At 68.1% G+C, this 17,722-nt stretch carries 17 protein-coding genes; 7 read left to right on the plus strand and 10 right to left on the minus strand.

Annotated elements, in window-relative coordinates:
• From BVE01S_RS16665 to BVE01S_RS15885, 3 genes are all read left to right on the plus strand, one after another.
• A partial coding sequence (locus BVE01S_RS16665) for an HNH endonuclease (RefSeq protein ID WP_084375470.1) occupies nucleotides 1-467 on the plus strand: 467 nt, incomplete at its 5' end.
• 7 nt (nucleotides 468-474) lie between these two features.
• A complete protein-coding gene (locus tag BVE01S_RS15880) occupies nucleotides 475-1,629 on the plus strand; it encodes a DGQHR domain-containing protein (RefSeq protein ID WP_066629698.1) in 1,155 nt (384 codons plus the stop codon).
• Nucleotides 1,630-1,694: 65 nt separating this feature from the next.
• Nucleotides 1,695-2,015, plus strand: coding sequence for a winged helix-turn-helix transcriptional regulator (locus BVE01S_RS15885; protein WP_218015939.1), 321 nt, complete (start codon nucleotides 1,695-1,697; stop codon nucleotides 2,013-2,015).
• 198 nt (nucleotides 2,016-2,213) lie between these two features.
• Here the strand turns inward: BVE01S_RS15885 and BVE01S_RS15890 are convergent, their stop codons facing one another.
• Nucleotides 2,214-3,422: a DUF3363 domain-containing protein gene (locus BVE01S_RS15890; protein ID WP_244878411.1), complete on the minus strand. Its 1,209-nt coding sequence runs from the start codon at nucleotides 3,420-3,422 to the stop codon at nucleotides 2,214-2,216.
• A gap of 363 nt (nucleotides 3,423-3,785) precedes the next feature.
• Complete coding sequence (locus tag BVE01S_RS15895; RefSeq protein ID WP_066629703.1) at nucleotides 3,786-4,730, minus strand: DUF2493 domain-containing protein; 945 nt, start codon at nucleotides 4,728-4,730, stop codon at nucleotides 3,786-3,788.
• Nucleotides 4,731-5,309: 579 nt separating this feature from the next.
• Here BVE01S_RS15895 and BVE01S_RS16945 point away from each other — a divergent pair.
• Nucleotides 5,310-5,558 (plus strand): hypothetical protein, encoded by a 249-nt coding sequence (locus BVE01S_RS16945; protein ID WP_157076494.1) that lies wholly within the window; start codon nucleotides 5,310-5,312, stop codon nucleotides 5,556-5,558.
• Entirely contained in the window at nucleotides 5,555-6,328 is a 774-nt protein-coding gene (locus BVE01S_RS15910) for a hypothetical protein (protein ID WP_066629716.1), read from the plus strand. Before BVE01S_RS16945 ends, BVE01S_RS15910 begins: the two co-directional genes overlap by 4 nt.
• Before the next feature lie 35 nt (nucleotides 6,329-6,363).
• Here BVE01S_RS15910 and BVE01S_RS15915 read toward each other — a convergent pair whose 3' ends face one another.
• The 4 genes from BVE01S_RS15915 to BVE01S_RS15930 form a co-directional block, all read right to left on the minus strand.
• Complete coding sequence (locus BVE01S_RS15915; RefSeq protein ID WP_066629718.1) at nucleotides 6,364-6,582, minus strand: hypothetical protein; 219 nt, start codon at nucleotides 6,580-6,582, stop codon at nucleotides 6,364-6,366.
• 142 nt (nucleotides 6,583-6,724) lie between these two features.
• Nucleotides 6,725-7,198 (minus strand): GcrA family cell cycle regulator, encoded by a 474-nt coding sequence (locus tag BVE01S_RS17495; RefSeq protein ID WP_066629720.1) that lies wholly within the window; start codon nucleotides 7,196-7,198, stop codon nucleotides 6,725-6,727.
• Between the two features lie 123 nt (nucleotides 7,199-7,321).
• On the minus strand, nucleotides 7,322-7,741 hold the full coding sequence (locus BVE01S_RS15925) for a single-stranded DNA-binding protein (protein ID WP_066629721.1): 420 nt from the start codon (nucleotides 7,739-7,741) through the stop codon (nucleotides 7,322-7,324).
• A gap of 36 nt (nucleotides 7,742-7,777) precedes the next feature.
• Nucleotides 7,778-8,134, minus strand: coding sequence for a single-stranded DNA-binding protein (locus BVE01S_RS15930; RefSeq protein WP_066629722.1), 357 nt, complete (start codon nucleotides 8,132-8,134; stop codon nucleotides 7,778-7,780).
• A 187-nt stretch (nucleotides 8,135-8,321) separates the two neighbouring features.
• Here BVE01S_RS15930 and BVE01S_RS15935 point away from each other — a divergent pair, with 187 nt between their 5' ends.
• The gene (locus BVE01S_RS15935; protein ID WP_066629724.1) at nucleotides 8,322-8,702 is read left to right on the plus strand and encodes a hypothetical protein; all 381 of its coding nucleotides are present in this window, start codon (nucleotides 8,322-8,324) and stop codon (nucleotides 8,700-8,702) included.
• A gap of 13 nt (nucleotides 8,703-8,715) precedes the next feature.
• Here BVE01S_RS15935 and BVE01S_RS15940 read toward each other — a convergent pair whose 3' ends face one another.
• The 4 genes from BVE01S_RS15940 to radC form a co-directional block, all read right to left on the minus strand.
• Complete coding sequence (locus tag BVE01S_RS15940; RefSeq protein ID WP_066629726.1) at nucleotides 8,716-12,990, minus strand: strawberry notch family protein; 4,275 nt, start codon at nucleotides 12,988-12,990, stop codon at nucleotides 8,716-8,718.
• A gap of 139 nt (nucleotides 12,991-13,129) precedes the next feature.
• Complete coding sequence (locus BVE01S_RS15945) at nucleotides 13,130-15,190, minus strand: ParB/RepB/Spo0J family partition protein (RefSeq protein WP_066629729.1); 2,061 nt, start codon at nucleotides 15,188-15,190, stop codon at nucleotides 13,130-13,132.
• A 4-nt stretch (nucleotides 15,191-15,194) separates the two neighbouring features.
• Entirely contained in the window at nucleotides 15,195-16,142 is a 948-nt protein-coding gene (locus BVE01S_RS15950; protein ID WP_084375473.1) for a DUF7146 domain-containing protein, read from the minus strand.
• A gap of 7 nt (nucleotides 16,143-16,149) precedes the next feature.
• On the minus strand, nucleotides 16,150-16,842 hold the full coding sequence (gene radC, locus BVE01S_RS15955; RefSeq protein WP_084375474.1) for a RadC family protein: 693 nt from the start codon (nucleotides 16,840-16,842) through the stop codon (nucleotides 16,150-16,152).
• A gap of 110 nt (nucleotides 16,843-16,952) precedes the next feature.
• Here radC and BVE01S_RS15960 point away from each other — a divergent pair, with 110 nt between their 5' ends.
• The gene (locus BVE01S_RS15960; protein WP_066629757.1) at nucleotides 16,953-17,360 is read left to right on the plus strand and encodes a thermonuclease family protein; all 408 of its coding nucleotides are present in this window, start codon (nucleotides 16,953-16,955) and stop codon (nucleotides 17,358-17,360) included.
• The last annotated feature ends 362 nt before the right edge of the window (nucleotides 17,361-17,722 follow it).

The following is a 17,722-nucleotide window of genomic DNA, read 5'->3' on the forward strand; positions in this document are numbered from 1 at the left end:
TCACGTCACAGTCGATCTCACAGACGACGCGCCGAGATGTTCACAACGAAATGCGCGGCGCAGATGGCCATGCCCAATGCTACGTCTGCGGACTCCAGCTCGATGGCCGATATCCGCTCGATCATCTCTGGCCCCAATCGCTCGGTGGCATTAGCGGCGAAGCCAATCTTCTGCCGGTTTGCGAGGAGTGCAACACGCGTAAGAAAGACCGCATAGGCTGGGACATGTTCGGGGTTGTCGTTGACAACGCCTTTTTCGGCCAAACGATTGAGGGCGGGCGAATTGGGGACATGGCTTTGCAACGGCGCGCCGCAACACGTCTAGCCGAGCGGGACAAGACGACTCTCAAGGACGCCCTCAAGCGGATCGGGCCCGTACGGATCCGTGAGAAGATAAGCCCCGATTACGACGGCGACTGGTTCTATAATAACTCCGTGCACGACCTCTCGGTTTTGCCCCAACTTTGAAATGACAATGGCCAAATACACTTATCCAGCCCTGGTCTATTCCCAGCGCGGCAGCGCCAAGACGGCTTTTTGCATGCTGTCCGCCCCGGCTGGTCAGATACTCCAGTGGGCTCGTGTCGATCGCCTTGAGCACAACAACCTCAAGGGTGTGCAGAGACGCAAGAACGACACGAGAACGCGGTCGATCAAACAGTTCCTGACGGCAGATCCAGCCAACACTATCCCGACCGCCTTGACTGTCGCCCTCCCGTTCAGCGCGATCAACGGCATAGACGGTGCGGCCATCGGCAAGACCGGCGTCTCCCCAGTCTCGATCACGATCGACGTCGATGAGGCGGAGGAATTGCCCGGCCTCATTATCGATGGGCAGCATCGGATTTTCGGCATCAACGAGTTCGATCCGCAGATGCACGTGTCGGTCGTGCTGCTGCTCGGCGCCAGCGATGCAGAAATCGCCTTTCAGTTTCTGGTGATCAACAACAAAGTCGCCCGGGTCAGTCCCGACCATATGAAGGCGCTCAAACTCGCTTACCAACTGGATGATCTCGACGCCCGCCTCACCCGTTCGGCGCGGATGAAATCGAACGGCGCTCCGACCTATCTGGAAACGATCGACACCGAAGCGGACAGTCCATTCAAAGGGCGACTCAAATGGCCGCGCAATAACGACACCGCTGCCTTCCGCGCGATCCCGCCCAACGCCTTCGAGGCCGCGCTGCTTTACCTCCAGCAACAGATGGCTGTGACTTCGACCGACGCAGACGCCAAGGGCTACGATGCGGTTGTAGACTTCTTTCTCGAGATATGGAGAACGGTGCAGACCAAATGGCCCCTCGCCTGGACTGACGCGACGTCCCGACTGCTTTCCAAAGTTGGGATTGTGGCGTTTTCCCAGTACATCATCGACGCAGTCATCGCTCGTGCCGAAGCGCTCGATCAGATTGAAAGCCTCAAGGACCTCGATCAGGTCCGGCAACATGTCGAGAAGATCTTGGAACGCCAGACCTACGAGTTCTGGACGGCGCCATGGTCGACAGGAAGCTTGGACACGGAGGCGGGTCGTGGGCTCGTGCTCAAGGACTTGAAGCGTATTGCCAACAACGATCGCAATGGCAAGCCGTGGTTCGACAGCCTGGGACTGGTCGACAAACTCGACGGTTAGGGCTGTCCTGAGCTTCGTCTCCACATCGTCATCGAGCCAGTATCGCCGGCCCGCCCGTGCGGGCCGTGCTCGACGAGATCGCGGACAAATGGACCATCATGATCGTGACCGTCCTTTGCCCCCAGCCTTCGCGTTTCAACGAGATCAAACGACGGCTGGATGGCATTGCTCACAAGGCGCTGGCGGACGCTCAGAAGCGGTTGGCGCGGAATGGTCTGGTGACGCGCACCGTTCTGCCGACGACGCCTATCGGGGTGGAGTATGCAATCACGCCTCTGGGACACTCGCTTCGCCAACCCTTCGAGGCTCTGTGCGCCTGGGCTGTGGTTCACGCCGAGGCCGTCGAGCAATCGAGTTCGTCCTACGATGACGGCAAGGCCGCCTGATCCGCAGTCCTTGCGCCGCTGCCAGGCTCAACCCAACGGCCCGTCCCCGTCCTGACCGCGACGTTCCCTACGAGGTCCGGGTCCGACGGGCTGACATGCTCCCGGGAAGCCCTCGACAGGACGGACGGTTGATGGCCCGAAAGCCCGAGAATCCATGTCGAACGATCCGCCACGCGGCGCTGGCGGGGCCCATCGACCCTAACGCGACAGGTCCGCGCCCCGCCCGCTCACGACCTGAGCCAACCCGTTTGACATCGGCTGGAGCGTGACCGTCCTGCCCGCAGTCAGGAAAGGACTCCCCGCCCGCAGCCGCGCATAGTGTTCGACGCCGCTCTGGTCACGCAGCACGACGAAAGCAGAAGCGCCCGCCTCGTCATGGAATCCCGCCTTCACGACCACGCCCCGCACGCGCTCAAGACCCAAAGGCCGCACCTCCTTCGCCCCCTCCAGCCGGCGTTGGTTCAGCGTGCGTATGATGTCCCGGCGAGCCTGCAGGGTCCTGAGCTTCGGCTCGATGTCCTCGTCGAGGCGGTATCGCCGCCCCACGCGGGTCGCGAGACCCAGTTGTTCCAGATGCCTCAGCCGACCGCGCGTCAGGGCCGCCCAGGCGTCGGTCGTCCCTACGCCGTCGTCCACCATCCGGCCGCCGTCCGCCTCGGCGATCAGGCGCCGATCGAAGCCGGTGAACCGGTTCGCCTCGGTCTCCTTCCAGATCCGTCGCTCGGCCTCCACCCGCGACAGGTCTCCGAGGCGCTCCTGCGCGACCTCCTGCGCCCGCGCCCTGAAGCCGTAGCCGATGTAGTCGCGAGGGATGACGAGGTCCCGGCCGTCCTCCCGCCGTCCCCGAACCAAGACGTGGGCATGCGGTTGATCGGTGTCGTAGTGGCAGGTCGCGACCCATTTCAGATCGGGCTCTCCGAGGTCCGCAGATACCCGTCCCATGACCTCGCGGACATAGGATTTCATGTCGAGCCGCTCGCCGTGCTCGGGCGAGATGATAAACCGGAAATGGTGACGGTCATCGCTCCAGCCGTCGGTCTCCGCGGCCGGCCGGATCCCGTCGACCTCGCGATCGAAGAACTCCGGACGCTCGCCTTCGACACCGGCGCCGGACCGGCCGAGGTAGGCGATATGCTTGCCCAGGGCGGCAGCCCGATCGGCGCCTCGGCCGACATGACGCGAGACCAGCGCCTTGACGATGACCTTCTGGCGAACGTCGAGACGGAAGGCCCGGCCCGACCGGTTCTGCGCCGCCTTCAGGACGCCGGATCGGTCGCCGAGCGCGAACGCCCTGGAACTCGCCAGCCGTTGCATCATGCCCTTGCGAACGCACGGCCGGTCCTTCTTCAGCCGGATCGGTAGGCTGACGCGGACGCCTTCTGGGTTCTCGCGGGAGCCGGCGGCCATCCTCTCTCCAATGGCGTCGCGGATCAGCATTCAGACCGCTCCTCAGATATCCCCGAGGCTGTTCCCCGGCGGCAACTCAACGCAACTCGCCCATAGGTCCGCGCGTCTCGACTAAGTCACGGTCAGAATAGAAGAAAAGCGCAGCGCCAAAAACACCCTTTTATCTTGCCCTCCGACCTCTTTTGCAGATTGTCATACATTCCGATCATCTCTCGACATGCCCGATCAACAGAAACCGCCGCGTTCCTCTCCTGCGCCGGGATGTTCTCGTCGAGGCCGCTCCGGACGTCGGACGCCACCGGATGACAAACAAAAACCCGCCCGGCCGAAGCCGAGCGGGTCGTTGATCTCAGTCCTGATGTGTCAGGCTGCGCGCGCCTTGATGGAGACGTGTCGCAGCCCGTTCTCCATCGCCTTCTGCCCGAGGTTGAGCGCCGGTCCGAACGGCCGCTGATCCTCCCGCATCCCCGCCACCGAATGGACCAGGGTCAGGCAAACTTCCGGCTCGAGCGCGATCAGCTCTTCGTTCGCCCGGAAGGGAGCGGCTTTGCCGTGCGCATCGAAATCCGCCCGGGCGAGGATGAGTTTCACCCCCTTCTGCTGGGCCCATCTGATCGCCAGTTTCTCGGACCCCTTCGCCCCGGTCGTCGCCAGGGCCATGTCCGGCCAGGTCTCCTTCGCCCAGTTGAGGGCGTCGAAGATCCGGCCCGCATCCTCCGCCGTGTCGGCCGTCGGCGCGCCCCGGAAGGCGATCACCGGACCGCCTGGATCGGCCTCTCCGGATTTCCGGTTGCGGATCGCCCGGATCGCCTGTTTCGCTTCCAGCTGCGCCGCCGTCAGATGCGTGCCGCGCCGTGATCCGCGCCAGGCCGTCCAGACCTCCCCGGTCGCGACCGTCCAGGTTTCGGAGGCCGCGTCCCGGATCAGTTCGCAGGCCTGCGTCGCGGCATCGCCCGCCTTGGCCTTCGCCGTCGCTTCCTGAAGCTCGGTGTCGGCCGCCTCCGATCCGTCGAAGTGTCGGTCGAGCGTTCTCATCGTGTCGCGGGCCCGATCCGCATCGCGTTCGATCCGTCCGGCCGCCGAATGGAAGGCGCCGATCAACGCCTCCCCCAGGATAGTCTGGTAGTCTTCCAGCGCCGTGTCGGAAATCACGTCCACCAGCTCGGTCATGAGCGCGCGCCCGAGCTGGACCAGGGCATCCTCCGTCGGGTGCGGACGATCCTCACCCAGGGACGCGGTCAGGTCGTCGAAGGCGGAGTCGGACTTCTGGGCGGCGGAGGCGATGAAGGGATGGCTGTAGAAGGTCATTGGAACATTCCTTGAGAATGTCGAGCGCCCCATGCGCAACGACCCCGGTCTTGGCCATATCGGGGTCCCCGGCAGTCACCGGAGCGGGTCGCCTCTTGCGACCCGTGGAGGGGAACGGCGCAGCCGTTGACTTCCGGGGTGATATGACAAGATCGGAGGGCGTTGTGTGGGGGCAAGTCGTCGTCGCTCTTCGCGACGACGACACAACTCGGCGCCGTCGCGCCGATGCGGACGAAGACACATCGATCTTCCTGTCCGTCGGCGTCGGCGAGCCGACGACGCTGCCCGGTCGACCGGACCGCAATCTGCCTCTGTCGCTCGACCGGCGACCGAACTAGTCTGGAGACTTACTCACCGAATAGGACGGCCCCGACCCTGATGGAGGACTTACATCCCCTGGTGCGCGCAATACTCCGAGGTCTTCTTGAAAGCCCACTCTACAGCCTGGCTGAAGACGTTGTCGCGCGACTGTCCTCTGACCAGGATGAGCCGTCCGAAGGCTGGAGCGCGGATGACGCGCCGCCACGTCGCGAAGGGCCGGCGCTGAAATCACGCCGCCAACCGACCGATTATGACGGCATGGGCCAGCTCCTCGTTCTGGAAGAGGTCGTCGGCGGCTGGCTCACACGAGAGATGGCGATCGCAAGGGCTATGCCCAAGCTCGCCAGGGTGCTCGAACTCGAAACCGTGTCGTTTGACCGGTTCAGCGACGTCAATCTCATCGACGAAGACCGGAGCGTGGCGCTGGAAATGTTCGAAAAGAGGTTCCGTTTCGTCGTGGCCCGTGCCCGTGCGGCCCTGTCGGGCGACGCCGGAGACCTGCCATGAGTTCGCCGCCGCTCACCGCTACGCCGTCTCTGGAAGAGCAGTTCACCCAGGAGATCGCTCTGGCCTCGACAGACCTAGCGATCGCCCAGCCGGACCTGGCGCTCGGTCTCGGCAAACGTTTCGAGGCTTGGCTCTACCTCAAGATCGCGGCTGACCTGAAACCCTTAGCGAAAGCTCGCAACTCGACCGGAGAGTCGACGGCCGACCTCATTATTCGCGGTGGCCCAGGGTACATGGCGCCCAAGACCGGAGATCCCCTCGTCGAGGCCGGTTACTTTCGGATCGGTGGTGATGAGGGTCCTCACCTCGAACTGCATGCCGGTCTGCGCCACAAGGGTCTCAGCGGTGCGTCCCACGAGATCGACATCAGTCTCAACTCGCGCCTTACTTGCCATGGCACGCGGTCCGGAACCAAGGCGCAGCCCTATCCGGGAGCGCCGGTCCTAGGACTGGAGCTGAAGCAGTACGACGCCGCCAAGGCCCTCGACAAGAACTTCGCCCGCGCCCTTCTGGGCGTGGCGGTGGATCTCGATCCCTGCTGGCTGATCGGGGAGATCGAACTGGTGGGTCGCAGACGGTCGCTGGGGGCATGGCACGCCCCGGATCGCGCCGCCTACCGGCTTGTGACCACCGCGACGCTGACCCCCGAGACCGTGTCTTTCCTCGATGCCTACGACATCGGCATGTCCGTCAGCGTAGCGCCGCAGACCGCCGGAACCACGGCCGACCTCATGGAAGCCGTCTGGGACGCGGTTCGCTTCTCCTGCTGATCCGGGCGAGCAGACCGTCCGCCGGTCTGCTTGTCCTAAACGGGCTCTACCCATCCGGTCGGCCGCCAGCCGCTGAAGGCCTCGATCGCGACCTTGACCGGCCCGCTGATGTCGCGCTTTCCGGCCTCCATATCCTGGATGCGTGCCTCCAGCTTCTCCGGCGTGCCGACCAGACGTAGCGCGCGCGCCATCGTCAGCGCATCCCAGCCCAGGATCTGGCGGGCGACCTTCAGTTCAGCGGCCGGAGACGCCATGATGGACCTCGTGCGGCCGGGGCCGAAAAGGGGGCGGCGCGATTGGGCCGGCCGGACAAATTGACAAACGGCGACCTCGTCGAGGCCGCCGTTCGGGCGTGTGTAGACGTGGATTGCAGCGGCCCCATGGCCACTATGGCCGTCAGACCAAACCCGCCAGCCGCTCAAGGCTGCGTGTCGTCTCAAGCACAGGCCGATACGCGATCTGGGCGTGCGGCGCGCAATAGGCGCCGCGAACGGCGGGCCGTCCGCAGAGACTGAAGCTGCGAGTGCCCGGATCTCCCAGAGGCCAGCGACAGTCGTGGCGGCGGACGGACAGGAGGGACGCCCGCCCTGTCTCTGGCGGCTCCGGACAATCATCGGGTAGGCCCTCCTGTGGCGAAGGCGCCGGCAGGGTCGGAGCGCGGGAGGTCAAAGCACGGGCGGGCCGCGGTTTCATCGTCGGCGGCGCGGCGGCGCGTCCGGCCGACAGGCCCATGCGATAGACCTTGCCCAGCACGGCGCTTCGACTGATGCCGTGCGCAAGCTCGTGGGCAATGTGCTCTGCGGTCTTTCCTTCTCTCCAGAGGGTCTTCAAGCGTTCGATACGATCCTGGGTCCAGGCGGAGGCGGTCATTGGGGGGACTCCCGATGCGACGAGCCCGATCGGCTCGCCCCTCCCGCCCTTCCTTTTTCTCCGGCAGACGAAGAACGGCCCGACGCCTGCGCGCCGGGCCGTTCAAGGAGGGAGCCGCTCCGATCAGAACGGGATGTCGTCGTTCAAATCGTAGCCGCCGGCCGGTTCCTGGACCTGGCGGCTTTCCGCCGGATCGTCCTCGCCGGCGCGCTCGCGCCGGTTCTTGAGGCGAATGTCGCCGACGATCAGGCGAAGGTCATAGTGTTCGACCCCGTCCTTGCCGGTCCAGGTGTCGTTCTCGACGTGGCCCTGGATCACGACCCGGCTGCCCTTCCTGGCGTACTGCTCGATGTAGCGTTCGGCAGTCGCTTCGTTGAAGCAGACGCAGTTGAAGCCGGTGGTGCGTTCGCCCGGCGTGCCGTCGCCGCGCCGGAAGCGGGTGGTCTCCAGCACGCGGAAGCTCGCGCGCTTCTTGCCCGAGCCCTGGGCGGAGAGGATGGAGGGGTCGGCGGCCAGATAGCCTTCGATGACGAGGGTCTGCATGGTCAGTCTCCTGTTGAATGTAGGGGGTTGAAAGGATCAGGCGGCGGCGCGGTCGGGCGAGCCGACCGAGGCGTCGCGGCCTTCGGCCCAGTCGAGGACGGTCAGCCGGTTGATCACCAACTCCTTGGCCGCCCGCTCCTTGCCGTCCCGGGCCGTGTAGGTGGTGTCGATGAAGGCGCCGATGACCACGGCCTCGCAGCCCTGGGCCAGTCCGCGAGCGATGACCTTCTCGTTCAGACCCTTGGACCAGCTGACGCAGTTGACCCCGACCAGCCGGTCCTTGCCGGCTGCGTCGACGCCACGCTTCTCGAGCAGCCGGAACACGGCCTTGCCGAAGTCGTCGCTGATCTGGGGATCCGCCGCGAGACGCCCGGTGAACATCATGGATTGCATGTCAGTCTCCTGTCGATCCGAAACGCCGGGGAGCCGATCTCCCTCATCCCGCTTCACCCATGGCCTCCCTTCCTCCATTACTTTCCGGTTCGGGCCTCCGCCCGGACGGTCTGCTCGGTCAGGCGATGCCCGCGCCAAGGCCCCCCGTGCTAGACTGATGCATTGGGATCGACCCAGGAGGGACGGCATGGATCGGGAGCCTTTGTCGGCCAAGGACGCGCGCGACCTGGCGCGGATGTCCAAGGCGATCGTGGAGATCTGCGTCCGGAATACCGAACTCGAGACGCTCCACGCCGGACGGTTTCCGGTCTCGCGCGCGGGCGACTTCAGCGACGTCGTGGTCATCACGCCGGACGGCGAGATTCCATGGGCCGAGCTCAGCCGGATTTCCGATCCGGAAATGAAGGGCCTGATGATCGAGATCGTCGACAGGGTCTTCACCTACATGCGTTTCCCCGAAGCCCTGGCCACGATCCCGGGCGGCCGCGCCTGGGATCCGCCCAAGTTGAACGAAGACCTGATGAAGACCGTGCGTCGCCGACAGGCCCTGCGAGACGCCGAAAGCTAGCTCAGGCCGGCGCTCAGGCTGCGGCGCCGTCTAGCACGGTCTGCACGGGGTGACGCCGGAGCACCGCCTCGACCACCCGCGGCCGATCTACGGGCACGAACACTCGCGGCGTGAAGGCGATGATTTCGACGAAGCAGCCCAACGAGACCAGGGCGTCGCGATCGGCGCGCCCCCCGACGATCTCCAGGCGCCAGCGGTCCATGACGCGGGCCCGCTTTAGCCAGAGGCCGCCTTCCAGCGAGAGCTGGACGCCTCGGTCGAGCACTGCTGCCCCGGTCGTCGCGCCGTCGGCCCAGGCCTCGCTCACGTCCGTCAGGCCGAGAGCGGCCTTCAGAGCGCGGGCCTGGACGGCGTCGAGGACACGGCCGAGCCAGCGCCGCCCATCGGGCGCGCGGACGCGACGAACGGAACAGCCCCTGGCTGGCAGCCGGCCCCAGATTGGCAGAAGCAGGCCGGTCGCCAGGGTCAGCTCGCGCCGACGCCACGGGTCCGTACCGGCGACCTCCTCGTCCCACGCCCGCCGCCAGTCCTCGACGATCGCAGGCTTCCAGGACGACTCCTCGAAGGCCTTCTCGGCCAGGGTCTGGCGGTCGTCGGGACGAATGAGCCGCACTGCCGTGACCAGGCGATCGTCGTCCGTGGCCGTCGTCAGGCCGAGCTCGGCTATCGCCGCCCGGCCCGACTTCTCGTTGACCACCAGCCGGTGGGCGATGTCACCCGCCAGGTTCAGGGCGTCGTCGGCGTTGAGGATCTCGCGCCGCACCTTCAGTGCGAAGGTGACCAGGGCCGTCTCGGCGCCGGTGGCGACATCGGTGCGGATCCTCTCCTGATCGACGACTTCCAGCTCCTCGGCCTCGATGTCCTCCAGGCCGCGATCCAGGTCCCCCGAGGCGGCCGCTCGCTCCAGGATGCCGGAGAGGATGCGGTCGAAATCGTCGAAGAGGGCGTTCTGATCGGCGATGCGCAGGGCCAGCAGCCGGTTCAGGAAGGTGTGGATGGGAGGCAGGTCGTCGGAAGGTTTGAGGGGGCCGTCCTCGTCCAGGAGCTTCAGGCTCGTCTTGGCCATGAAGGTCTCCAGCATCATGGACGACAGCTCGCCGAAGGCCAGAGCTCCATAGAAGACCAGCAGGGCGCGGCGCGCCCAGGGGCTTTCGAGGTTGTCCTCAGCCCGGAAAAGACCAGCTCCGGCGGTCCGGCGCTCTCCGCGCGTTAACGCGCCCAGGGAATCGAGGCGCCGGGCGATCGTGGAGGTGAAGCGCTTTTCTCCCTGGATGTCGGTGGTCACGGGCCGAAACAGGGGCGCCGAGGCCTGGTGGGTCCGGTGGCTGCGGCCCAGCCCCTGGATGGCGGCGTCCGCGCGCCAGCCGGGTTCGACCAGGTAGTGGACGCGACGCTGGCGGTTCTCCGCCGACAGGTCGGCATGGTAGCTGCGGCCCGTCCCGCCCGCGTCCGAGAAGATCAGCACCCGCTTGCGTCCGGACATGAAGGCGTCCGTCTCGGCCCGCGCGGCGGAGGCGCCGCGCCGTTCCACCACGCGTCGGCCGTCCCGCACCACCACCCGGCGCGACCGGCCCGTGATCTCGGCGACGGCGTCCGTGCCGAAGGCCCCCAGCAGCGCGTCGAGCACGCCGGGCACGGCGGGCAGGCAGGCCATACGCGTGATGAGGAGCTGTCGGCGTTCGACGGCTTCCCGGCTGACGGCTGGTCGTCCGTCGACCATGACCGGGACCATGGTGACCCCGCCCCTGTCGTCCTCGATCGCTTCCATCAGATGGATCGGGAAGGCCTCGCGCAGATAGTCGAGGACGTATTCGCGGGGGGTCAGGTCGATCGACAGATTGTTCCACTCCTCGGGCGGAATGGAGGAGAGCCGGCGTTCCATCACCGCCTCGTTGGTCGAGACGATCTGGACCACGGCCGACCGGTCGGCAGCGAGGTCGTCACGGATGGAGGCGATCAGGCTGGGGGCCTTCAGCCCGGCGAGGAGATGGCCGAAGAAGCGCAGCTTGGCGCCCTCGAAGGCGGAGTGGACGGCGGAGGCTGCCTGTCCGCTCCTGGGCTTGCCCTCCTCGTCATTCAGACCGGTAGCCTTCAGCGCCTCGGCCAGGTTGGCGTGGATGACCTGGAACGCATCGGCCCAGGCGTCCCAGATGCCGATATCGTCGGGCGTCAGCGGATGGACGAGCGGCTCGTACTCGACGCCCTCGAACGACAGCGACCGCGCCACATAGAGACCGAGCGCCTTGAGCTCGCGCGCCACCAGCTCCATCGCCGCGACACCGCCCCGGTCCATCGCATCGAGGAAGTCGGCGCGGGTCATGAACGGCGCCTCCGGCCCGCCCCACAGGCCGAGACGCGCCGCGTAGGCGAGGTTCTCGGCCGTGGTGGCCCCGGTCGCCGAGACGTAGAGGATCCGGGCGTTCGGCAGGCGGTTCTGCAGGGCGAGACCCGCCATGCCCTGCAGCGAGGCCTTTTTGGTCCCCCGCGCGCCCTTGCCGCCGCCTGCCGCGTTGGCCATGGCGTGCGCCTCGTCGAAGGCGATGACGCCGTCGAAATCCTCCCCTAGCCAGGCGACGATCTGGTCCAGACGCGACGGGCGCGCGGCCCGCGCGGGCTGGCGAAGGGTCGCATAGGTCGTGAACAGGATCCCGCGATCCAGCCGGATCCCGTCGCCCTGTTTCCAGCTCGAAAGCGGCACGATGTCATGGGCCCCGCCGCCGATCGCGCCCCAGTCGCGGCGAGCGTCCTCCAGAAGGGCGTCGTTCCGCGACAGCCAGACGGCCCGCATGCGGCCCTGGCCCATGTTGTCGGCAATGACGGCCGCGATCTGGCGGCCCTTGCCGCAGCCCGTTCCGTCGCCGAGGAAGAAGCCGCGGCGAAACCGGATCGCGTCCTCCGCATCGTCCCGGACGAGCACGACCTCGTGCGGCGCCTCGGCCGGGCGGAACCGCCCAGGCAGATGTCCGCCGTGGGCCTCGCCGGCGTAGATGACGCTCTCTGTCTGGGCGTCCGAGAGGCGAGCCTCGGCCCGCATCGTCGGCGGCAGGACCGGACGATAGGTCGGCGCCGGGGGCGCGACCGAGGCCATTGGCCCGGACTCCACCAGAGGGGACGGATGCGGCCTCGGGTCCGGCAGGTCGATCCGCGCCAGGGCGTGGGCCTGGTAAAGGCCGACGTCGCGGCCTGCCCCGCTCCATGCCTTGACCGCATAGGCGAGCGGCGCCGCGCCCGCGAGGAAGCCAAGCCGGCCGGAGGGCAGGGCCAGGCCACGGTCCCTGGGCGCGAGGAGGGAGGTCGCGGCGAGCTCGATCCGGACGCGCGGCCTGGCTGAGGCGCGCGGAGACAGGCCGCGGATCAGGCCCGTCATCGCGTCCCAGTCGTCCGGCTGGTGCAGGAGCCCATCCCAGGTCCGCGCCGGCGCACGATCAACGACCAACAACCCGGTTTCGACGGATGTGCCATGTCTGGCGAAGGCGCGGCCGGGAAAGGCGATCGTCCCGACGACGGCGCCATGCGCCTCGAACGCGCGGCGCATCCCCGTGTCCGCCAGGGCCGTCAGGGGCACGATGGCCGCCATCCTCCCCCCGTCCGCCAGAGCCTTGAGACCGGCGACGAGGTGAGCCGCCAGGTCGGAGAAGGGTGGATTGACGAGGACAACGTCGAAGCGGCCGGCCTCGGGCAGCAGGTCGGCGAGGTGGCGACCATCATGCCGCGTCCGCGCGGCCAGAGGAAACAGGCCGTCGAGGAGGCCGGCGCGGCCCGGCGCCCTCTCGTTCAAGGTCAGTGCGCCTCCGCAGACCTCGGCCACCACCGCGAGCAGCCCTGTGCCCGCCGAGGGCTCCAGCACACGGTCGCCGGGCCGCACCTGGGCGGCCAGAACCGCCATGGCCGCGAGCGGCGGCGGGGTCGAGAACTGGTCGAGCGCGACCTGTTCCTCGCTGCGACGGCTGTGGGTCAGACCCAGGGCGGACACGCCGGCGAGGACGGCGGCGATCTCGGCCGGCGCGTCTTCCAGCCTCGCGACCTGGGGCGCCAGGCGCCGGATCTGCATCACGGTCCCGGCCTCGATGGCGTCATAGGCGTCGCGCCAGGTCCAGGCCCCTTCCGCATCCGACGCGCCGAAGGCGGTGGTCATGACATCGGCGACGAGGCGGCGGTCGAGCGGCCTGGACCGCGCAAGGGCGATGGCGAACGCCCGCGCCGCGGCGAGGACATTGGCCGATCGGTCGGACCGCGAAGGCGTGGCGAACAGGGACGGGGTGATCGAGGCGGCAGGCATGGCGGGCATCCGGATCACCTGGAGCGGAGGGCCCTCCCTCACGGTCCTCCAGGCTCGCCTCGCCCCGCCCTTCCCCCGCCTTTCCGGGTCCGCACGACAACGCCGCCCCGACCGAGGTCGAGGCGGCGCGTTCGTCGTCGGCGAAGGTTCAGGCCGCGGCGGGGTCGAGCGCGGCTTCGCCAGCGGCGGTGACAGCGAAGGCGCCGACGCCATCGTCATCGGCCTCGTCGTTTAGCGCATCGAAAGGACCGTCCTCCGCGCCCTGACCATCCTCCGCGGCCGCGCCTCCATCATCGACGGAGAAACGCCAGGACAGGCTTGCGGGGGCCCAGGTTCGCGCGGCCGCCTGTTCGACCACCCAATCTACCAGTTCCGTCTTCTTCAGGGTCCGGGCGCGCTCGTCCTCGGAGCCCATGGTCTCGAGCATGCCCAGCAGGAGGCCCTTGGAATGAGACTGCAGAAAGGGCGCATCGGGCGTCCAGTGCAGGCTGATGTCCGCATCGCAAAGCGCGGCGAGTTCCGCCGCCTCGGCTCGGGCAGCCCGGCGGACCTGGAAGGTCTTCTCCTCCCGGACGTCGAGGCTGACGGCGGTGAGTTCGGCCAGCAGTCCCATCTTCTCGCCGTGCGGCAGTCCATGGATCCAGGCGATCACGGTCTCGCCCGAGGCCTGCCAGGCGGCGCGACGATCGTCGAGGCGCTGGCGGACGTCGCCGTCGAGGGCCTCGATGACCCTCCCGGCCGAAGGGTTGAACCCCGTGGCCACGATCGCCAGGGCCGACTCCGACCGGGCCACGCGGCTGCGCAGGACGATCACCGTGAACAGGCGCGAGATCAGCGCCGTCAGGGCGGCGGACGGATCATCGGCCAGGGCCCGGATCAGGCCTCGCGTGGCGACGTCGGTGCGCGCCCCATGGAGCGCGTGGTTGACCCCTTCAGTCTCAGGTTCGGGCGCCTCTACCTCGGGCGAGATGTAGGCGGGCGGGGCGGCCGGGCGCGGGACTGGATCGCCCCCGCCGCTCTCATCGTCGTCGGTCTCGGGCTCCTCCGGCGTGTAGCAGCGCACCTCCACGCCCGTCTCCGCGGCCGGCCACATCACCATCGTCGTCACGACGCGGCCGCCGCAGCCGGTCTGGTCGGAGGCGATCCGCGCGCGGATCATGTCCATGATGGCGAGATCGGCGATGTCCGGCCGGGCCGGTTCGGCCAAGGCCAGGCGCGCAGCCTCGACACGATCGTTGAAGACCTCGCGCTGGGCGCGATATCGCGCCATCTCCTCGGCCGGGAGGGAGCCGCCATAGACATAGCCGAGCGCTTCCAGGTCCTCGGGCAGATCCGGCTCCGGGCCAGCCGTGACGTGGACGGCGACGCCTTCCGCCTCGAACACGGCCGCGATGCCACGGGCGCGCCTCAGCCACAGATCGGTCAGGATGTCAGGGTCGAGCAGGACGGGGACGAGTTCGCCGAAGAGATCGGTCTCGGTGCGGCCCCCGGCCTCGCTGTAGGTGGTGGGGTCGACGAGGGCGCAACGGCGGTCGCGCGCGGTGACGCGGGCGTCGTCGAGCCGTTCGAGAACGCGCCAGTCCTGGAAGCCGTGACCGTCCAAGGCCGCCTCGGCGAGTTCCTCCTGCTCGGCCTTGTCCGGCAGCCGCGCCAGCAGCCGCGCCTGCTTCAGGCTCATGCGGCCGCTCTTCAGGGCGACGAGCGCTGCGGACGGCAGGCCGGCGAGCGCCGCCAGACGCTTGATCTCGATCTCGGCATAGCCCAGCGCCCTGGCGATCACCGCGACCGTCAGTTTCGACTTCAGCATCCTGCCGATCGCCGCGATGATGTCGGCGACATGGACGGGCACGGCGGTATTGGTGAGGAGCACCGCAGCGGCCTGACGGGCCGGGTCGGTCTCGACGAAGACATCGACGGGATGGTCCTCGCCGATCTCGCCGGCCTGGAGAAGAAGGCCGAGCGCGAGCCGGCGACGGCGTCCGTCGAGCGCCATCCACGGCTCTTCCTTCCTGCCGCGACCGGGGCGGACCGTCAGGGGCTGAAGCTGGCCGGCCGCCCGGATCGTCGCCGCGAGCGTGGGAATGTCGTCGTCGGGCGGTTCGCCGTGACGGAGGTTTTCCCGGGCGATGCCCAGATCGCCGAGACGGACTGTGCGTCGGTCGCGCTCGACGACAACGACAGGGGTGATAACGGGAGCGAGGTCGGTCATGGGATCATCTCCGCAGGGCGACGGGGCCCATCCCCGCCGCTCCGGCGCCCCCGAGCGCCCTCGCTCCTCCTTTCGCGACGCCGCGGGCGATCGCGTTCCAGTCCTCGAACGGCGGGTTGGGGCAGCAGACCCGAACCTGGATTCCCAGCGTCCTGAGGCGATGGCCCAGGCGGGCGGCGGCGTCCTCGCCGACCGCGCCCCGGTCCGCGGCGACCAGCAGGCGCCGGACGTCCGGCGGCGGGGTCCAGGCCGCGAGATTGTTCGCCGACATCAGGGCCCAGCCGGGAAGGCGGAAGCGGTCGATGGCGGACAGGGTGGTGACCACCCCTTCGCCGACCAGCATCTCCTCGGCCGCCGGCGACAGGCGAACCGCCGCGCCAGGCGGCACGACGCCCACCGTCTTGCGGGGCACGGCGAGGCCGACGGCGCCCAGGCCGTTCGGCTCGAGATAGGTCACCTCGACGGCCGTCAGGCCCCCGTCCGCCCCGACGATTCGCGCGACGAGGGCCGGACGCGTGCGCCCGCCGGGCCGGTAGATGGAGACGGGGACGGCGGGATGGAAGCGCAGGTCGAGCGCCCCGTCGCCGCTCTGGACGGCGCGGCGCCGCAGGTAGAGGCACGCGGGATCGGAGGGGCTTAACGGTCGAGCGTCATGCCACAGACGAGAGGCGGTCTCGATGCGCCGCCGGCGGTCCGGCGCCGGGGCCGACACCGGGGCGCGCCCCGCCCCCGTGAGACGCCCGGTATCGTCGATGAAACCCGAACTACGCAGGTGGTCGCGGATGGCCCTCCAGTCCGCCGCGCCGAACCCGTGGATGATGACCCGACCCTGGGAAAGGAGGAGCGAGACCGATCGATCGGCCTGGCTGTGGCCCGGCGCGGGCACATTGGCGCGCAGCCCGCTCTGGTAGAGGTCGCCGCCCAGGGCGGCGACGATGGCGTGAAGGGTCATGACGGCCTCAGAACAGGCCGAGTTGCTTGAAGCTCGCCGTCCCCTGACGCCCCAGGACCAGATGGTCGTGGACCTGGATGCCGAACAGTTTCGCAGCGTCCACGATCTGGCGGGTGACGACGATGTCCGCCTGGGACGGGGTCGGATCGCCGGAAGGGTGGTTGTGAACCAGGATCAGGGACGAGGCGGACAGTTCGAGCGCCCGCCGGATGATTTCCCGCGGATAGACGGGCGCGTGGTCCACCGTGCCGTCGGCGACCAGTTCGTCGCGCAAGAGGTGATTGCGGCGGTCGAGAAAGAGGGTTCGGAACTGTTCCCGGGGCAGATGGGCCAGGGTCGTCCGGGCATAGGCTGTGAGCGCGTTCCAGGATGACAGGACCGGGCGGGCGCACGCCGTGGTCCGCGACAGCCGCACGCTCAGTTCGCGCAACAGCTTGAGATCCAGAATGGCCGCCGGACCAATCCCGGGCAGCCGGCCGAGTTCGGCGACCTCGGCGGCGGCGATATCGCCGAGCGACCCGAACCGATCGACGAGGGCCTCAGCGGTGGCACCGACCATAGGCGCCGGCAGGCATCGCCCAAGCAGCAGGCCGAGCAGGGCCAGGTCGTCCAGATTTGAGAGCGTTGACGGCTCGGCGGTGAAGGGGGGTGTAGCCGCAAGGGCCGGGTATGCTGGTGCGCGGTCGGGAAGCGATCTCATGGCGACCTCCTGGTCTGCGCTCCCTGATCGGAGCGCCCGCCGCCGCCCTCGCTTTCCCTTTCGATCGATGGCGTCTTGGCGAAGCGGCGGACGCGCTTCACCCTGTGCCCATGAAATGGCTCCTCGTTGTCGCCGGCCTCCTCCTCACCCCCGCCGCTGCCCGCGCCGACCCGTGCGAGGGACGCCTGCCTGACCGGGCCGGCGAGACCTTCTCCGGGCTGGTCCGCTATGTCGGGGACGGCGACGGCCTGTGCCTTGGCCCCACGGCGGACCCCTCGACCTGGATCGAGGTGCGGCTGTCGGACTTCGACGCTCCAGAACTCAACAGCCCGGCCGGTCGCGGCGCCCGGGATCGTCTGGCCAGTCTGGTGCGGGGGCGCAGGCTAACCTGCGTCGCGGTCAGGGGCAGAAGCGGCCGGGTCGTCGTCTACGATCGCGTCGTCGCCGCCTGTCGCCTGAACGGGCGAGGGATTGGCGACCTGCTGCGGGAAGCCGGCGGCCGCGAAGGCGGCAACTAGGACCGACGGCGCGTTCGCTCGGCCTAGGCGCGATCCTCCAGGATCGAGTCCGACCGGCCCCCTATAGCTGACAACCGGGCGGGTGACCGGCCTTTCCGACGTCACGAAAACCATTGCAACTCCAGCCAAGCGACTATCATCGCAGGGCTAGATCGCGGCGCCCGAGCCACTCCTCAACATCGTCTGAAGCGTCGATTCTACCTTGCCGACTGGCGCTCAAGGCGCTCAGCCATAACTCAGGTTCGACGCTGGCCGGTCGGCCCGGGCGACCGACTGTACAGCGCCAAGTTCACCACGAACTGCCTGTGTATCGCCGCTCCGTCGAGCAGGAAGTTCTGCTCGTAGAACCGACCGTCCCGGAT

Source organism: Brevundimonas vesicularis NBRC 12165 (assembly GCF_001592205.1).
GTDB lineage: Bacteria > Pseudomonadota > Alphaproteobacteria > Caulobacterales > Caulobacteraceae > Brevundimonas > Brevundimonas vesicularis.

Bases quoted from the DNA above. Each gene is read 5' to 3' on its own strand.
- BVE01S_RS15880 (WP_066629698.1), top strand. From the start codon at position 475: ATGGCCAAATACACTTATCCAGCCCTGGTCTATTCCCAGCGCGGCAGC.
- BVE01S_RS15890 (WP_244878411.1), bottom strand. From the start codon at position 3,422: ATGGCCGCCGGCTCCCGCGAGAACCCAGAAGGCGTCCGCGTCAGCCTA.
- BVE01S_RS15895 (WP_066629703.1), bottom strand. From the start codon at position 4,730: ATGACCTTCTACAGCCATCCCTTCATCGCCTCCGCCGCCCAGAAGTCC.
- BVE01S_RS16945 (WP_157076494.1), top strand. From the start codon at position 5,310: ATGGGCCAGCTCCTCGTTCTGGAAGAGGTCGTCGGCGGCTGGCTCACA.
- BVE01S_RS15910 (WP_066629716.1), top strand. From the start codon at position 5,555: ATGAGTTCGCCGCCGCTCACCGCTACGCCGTCTCTGGAAGAGCAGTTC.
- BVE01S_RS15915 (WP_066629718.1), bottom strand. From the start codon at position 6,582: ATGGCGTCTCCGGCCGCTGAACTGAAGGTCGCCCGCCAGATCCTGGGC.
- BVE01S_RS17495 (WP_066629720.1), bottom strand. From the start codon at position 7,198: ATGACCGCCTCCGCCTGGACCCAGGATCGTATCGAACGCTTGAAGACC.
- BVE01S_RS15925 (WP_066629721.1), bottom strand. From the start codon at position 7,741: ATGCAGACCCTCGTCATCGAAGGCTATCTGGCCGCCGACCCCTCCATC.
- BVE01S_RS15930 (WP_066629722.1), bottom strand. From the start codon at position 8,134: ATGCAATCCATGATGTTCACCGGGCGTCTCGCGGCGGATCCCCAGATC.
- BVE01S_RS15935 (WP_066629724.1), top strand. From the start codon at position 8,322: ATGGATCGGGAGCCTTTGTCGGCCAAGGACGCGCGCGACCTGGCGCGG.
- BVE01S_RS15940 (WP_066629726.1), bottom strand. From the start codon at position 12,990: ATGCCCGCCATGCCTGCCGCCTCGATCACCCCGTCCCTGTTCGCCACG.
- BVE01S_RS15945 (WP_066629729.1), bottom strand. From the start codon at position 15,190: ATGACCGACCTCGCTCCCGTTATCACCCCTGTCGTTGTCGTCGAGCGC.
- BVE01S_RS15950 (WP_084375473.1), bottom strand. From the start codon at position 16,142: ATGACCCTTCACGCCATCGTCGCCGCCCTGGGCGGCGACCTCTACCAG.
- radC (WP_084375474.1), bottom strand. From the start codon at position 16,842: ATGAGATCGCTTCCCGACCGCGCACCAGCATACCCGGCCCTTGCGGCT.
- BVE01S_RS15960 (WP_066629757.1), top strand. From the start codon at position 16,953: ATGAAATGGCTCCTCGTTGTCGCCGGCCTCCTCCTCACCCCCGCCGCT.